The 3,370-nt window shown below is 73.4% G+C and carries 2 protein-coding genes and 1 pseudogene; all 3 read left to right on the forward strand.

Annotated features, from left to right (window positions below):
- Window positions 1–2,599, forward strand: a 2,599-nt coding sequence (locus IF37_RS41135; RefSeq protein ID WP_158727460.1) for a polyketide synthase dehydratase domain-containing protein, incomplete at its 5' end; no start/stop codon positions are given.
- Window positions 2,596–2,694, forward strand: a pseudogene (locus tag IF37_RS46300) (KR domain-containing protein); the annotation flags it as partial. The gene IF37_RS41135 and the pseudogene IF37_RS46300, both read left to right, overlap by 4 nt.
- Window positions 2,695–3,370: beta-ketoacyl reductase (locus IF37_RS40295; protein WP_037858271.1), on the forward strand; the 676-nt coding region annotated here is incomplete at its 3' end. It abuts the pseudogene before it with no gap.

The following is a 3,370-nucleotide window of genomic DNA, read 5'->3' on the forward strand; positions in this document are numbered from 1 at the left end:
CTACTCCACGGTCACCGGCGAGCCGGTCGACACCTCCGCCCTCGACGCCGATTACTGGTACCGCAACCTCCGCGAACCCGTGCTGTTCGACCAGACCACCCGTGCGCTGCTCGACCACGGCCACACCCTCTTCGTCGAGGTCAGCCCGCACCCGGTCCTGGTCTCCGCCGTCGAGGAGACCGGTCACCACCACGGCTTTGACCTCCTCGTCACCGGCACACTCCGGCGCGACCAGGACGACTTCCTCACCTCGCTCGGCCGCCTGCACGTCCATGGTGTCCCGGTCGACTGGCGGTTCCCGGACGACACCGAGCCCGTCAGCCTGCCGACGTACGCCTTCCAGCGCCAGCCGTACTGGCTGCGGCCGGTCCCGACGGCGTCGGGCGACCACCCCCTGCTCAGCACCTTCGTGGAGCTGCCCGACGGCGCGGTGCTCAGCGGACGGATCTCGCTCGCCACCCACCCGTGGCTGGCCGACCACGCCGTGCGGGGCTCCGTCCTCCTGCCCGGGACCGCGTTCGCGGAAATGGCGGCCTACGCGGCCGGCCGGCTCGGCCAGGCGGTCGAGGAACTGGTACTCGAAACGCCGCTCGTCCTCGACGACACCCCGGTGCCCCTCCAGGTCGTCGTGGGCCCCGAGGACGACGGCCGCCACTCGCTCACGGTGTACTCGCGTGACGGCGACGAGTGGGTGCGGCACGCCACCGGGACCCTGGGCGAGGAGCCGGTGCTGAGCGCCTGGGACTGGCCGCAGGCCGGTGAGCCCCTCGACGTCGACGGGCTCTACGACTCGCTGTCCGTGCTCGGCTACGAGTACGGGCCGGCGTTCCAGGGCGTCACGGCGGCCCGGCGGGTCGGCGACACCGTCTACGCCGAGGTGGAGCTTCCCGCAGAGGAAACGTTTCCCCTGCACCCCGCGCTGCTCGACGCCACACTGCACCCCATGGCGTTCCTCACCGACCGCACCGGCCTGCCCTTCGCGTTCACCGGAGTGGCGATACGGCCCACGGGTGGCCGGACGCTGCGCGTACGCCTGGCCGCCACCGGGCCGGACACGTACACCGTGGCCGTGGCCGATCCGGACGGCACCCCGGTCGCGGTCATCACATCGCTGACCGTCCGGGACGCCACCACCGTCCCGGACAGCCTGTACGCACTCGACTGGGTCCCCCTCGAGGTCCTCGAATCGGACTCGACGGGCGGCGACCCCGCGGACCTGGTCGTCTACGAGGTGCCCGGGCCGGAGCCCGAGGCGGACACCGTCGAGGCGGCGTACCAGAGCGCGCGGAGCGTACTCGCCGTGGTCCGGGACCACTTGGCGGGCGAGCGGACGCGGCTGGCGGTCGTCACCCGCAACGCCGTCGCCGCCGCGCCCGGTGACGTGGTCGGTCTCCACCACTCGATGGTCTGGGGCCTGGTCCGCGGTGCGCGGGCCGAGCATCCCGACCGGTTCGTCCTGGTCGACGCCGACGCGACCTGGGACCCCGCGCTGATCGCCGGCACGGACGAGCCGGAACTGGCGGTACGCCGAGGGGCGCTGCGCGTCCCCCGCCTGGTCCGCGTAGGCGCGAGCCTCACCCCGCCGGACGGGAGCTGGCGGCTGGAGGACACGGGCACCGGCAGCATCGACGACCTGGCGCTGGTGCCCCGCCCGGAACTCATGGAGCCGCTGGGGCCCGGTCAGGTCCGGATCGCCATGCGGGCGGCCGGCCTGAACTTCCGGGACGTGCTGATCGCCCTCGGCGTCTACCCCGGCGAGGCCCTGATGGGCGGCGAGGGCGCGGGCGTCGTCCTCGAAACCGGCCCGGACACCCGGTTCCGGCCCGGCGACCGCGTCATGGGCCTGGTCCCCGGCGCCTTCGGCCCGGTCACCGTCGCCGACCAGCGGCTGCTGGTCCGGATGCCCGACGACTGGTCGTTCGCCAGGGCCGCGTCCGTGCCCGTGGTGTTCCTCACCGCCTGGTACGGCCTGCGCGACCTGGGCGGACTGAAGGCCGGCGACCGGGTCCTGATCCACGCCGGCACCGGCGGCGTCGGCATGGCGGCGATCCAACTGGCCCGGCGGCTCGGGGCGGAGGTGTTCGCCACCGCAGGCCCGGCCAAATGGCACGTCCTGCACGCCCTGGGGCTGGACGAGGACCACATCGCCTCGTCGCGCAGCCTGGAGTTCGAGCAGAAGTTCCCGCGCATGGACGTGGTCCTGGACTCGCTGTCCGGTGAGTTCGTCGACGCCTCCCTGCGGCTGCTCGGGCCCGGCGGCCGGTTCGTGGAGATGGGCAAGACCGACATCCGCGACGCCGCCGACCATCCCGACATCGTCTACCGGGCGTTCGACATCGCCGACGCGGGGCCGGAACGGCTCGGCGAGATCCTGGACGCCGTCGTACGGGCCTTCACCGACGGCGAGTTCACACCGCTGCCGATCGACGTACGCGGGGTCCGGGACGCGGTCGACGTGTTCCGGTTCATGGGCCAGGCCGCGCACATCGGGAAGATCGTCCTCACTGTTCCCGCGGATCTCGATGCGGCCGGTACGGTGCTGATCACCGGTGGTACGGGGACGCTGGGGGGCTTTGTGGCCCCCGGGGACGGGACCTGACGGCGTTCGTCCTCTTCTCCTCGGCGGCTGGGACGCTCGGCAGCCCCGGGCAGGCCAACTACGCCGCGGCCAACACCTTCCTCGACGCCCTCGCCGTGCACCGGCGCGCCCTCGGACTGCCGGCGACCTCGCTGGCCTGGGGCTACTGGGCCGAGCCGAGCGGCATGACCGGGCACCTGACCGGTGCCGACCAGGACCGGCTGATGCGATCCGGGGTCGTGCCGCTGGCCACCGACCACGCCCTGTCGCTGTTCGACGCGGCCCTGGCCACGGACCGGGCCGCGCTGGCGCCGGTACGCCTCGACCTGTCCGTGCTGGCGGGCGCCCCGGCGGTCCCGGCGGCCCTCAAGGGTCTCGTCTCCCGCAAGGCGGCCCGCCGCCCGGCGCGACACGGCGCGATCGCCGACCGCCTGCGGTCACTGCCGGAGGCCGAGCGGCTGCGAGCCGCGCTCGACCTGGTCACCGCCGACACCGCCGCCGTGCTCGGTCACCGCGAACCGGGGGCCGTACCGGACCGGCAGCCGTTCAAGGACCTCGGCTTCGATTCCCTGACCTCCGTCGAACTGCGCAACCGGCTCAACACCGCCACCGGCCTGCGCCTGCCCGCCACCGTCACCTTCGACCACCCCACCCCGCGGCAACTCGCCGAGCACCTGCTGAGCGAGATCCTCGGCGGGGGTGTGGTGTCGGTGGTGTCGTCGGTGTCTTCGGTGTCGGTGGGTGGTGGGGCTGATCCGGTGGTGATCGTGGGTATGGGGTGCCGGTTGCCGG

The organism is Streptomyces sp. NRRL S-31 (assembly GCF_000718775.1).
Lineage (GTDB): Bacteria > Actinomycetota > Actinomycetes > Streptomycetales > Streptomycetaceae > Streptomyces.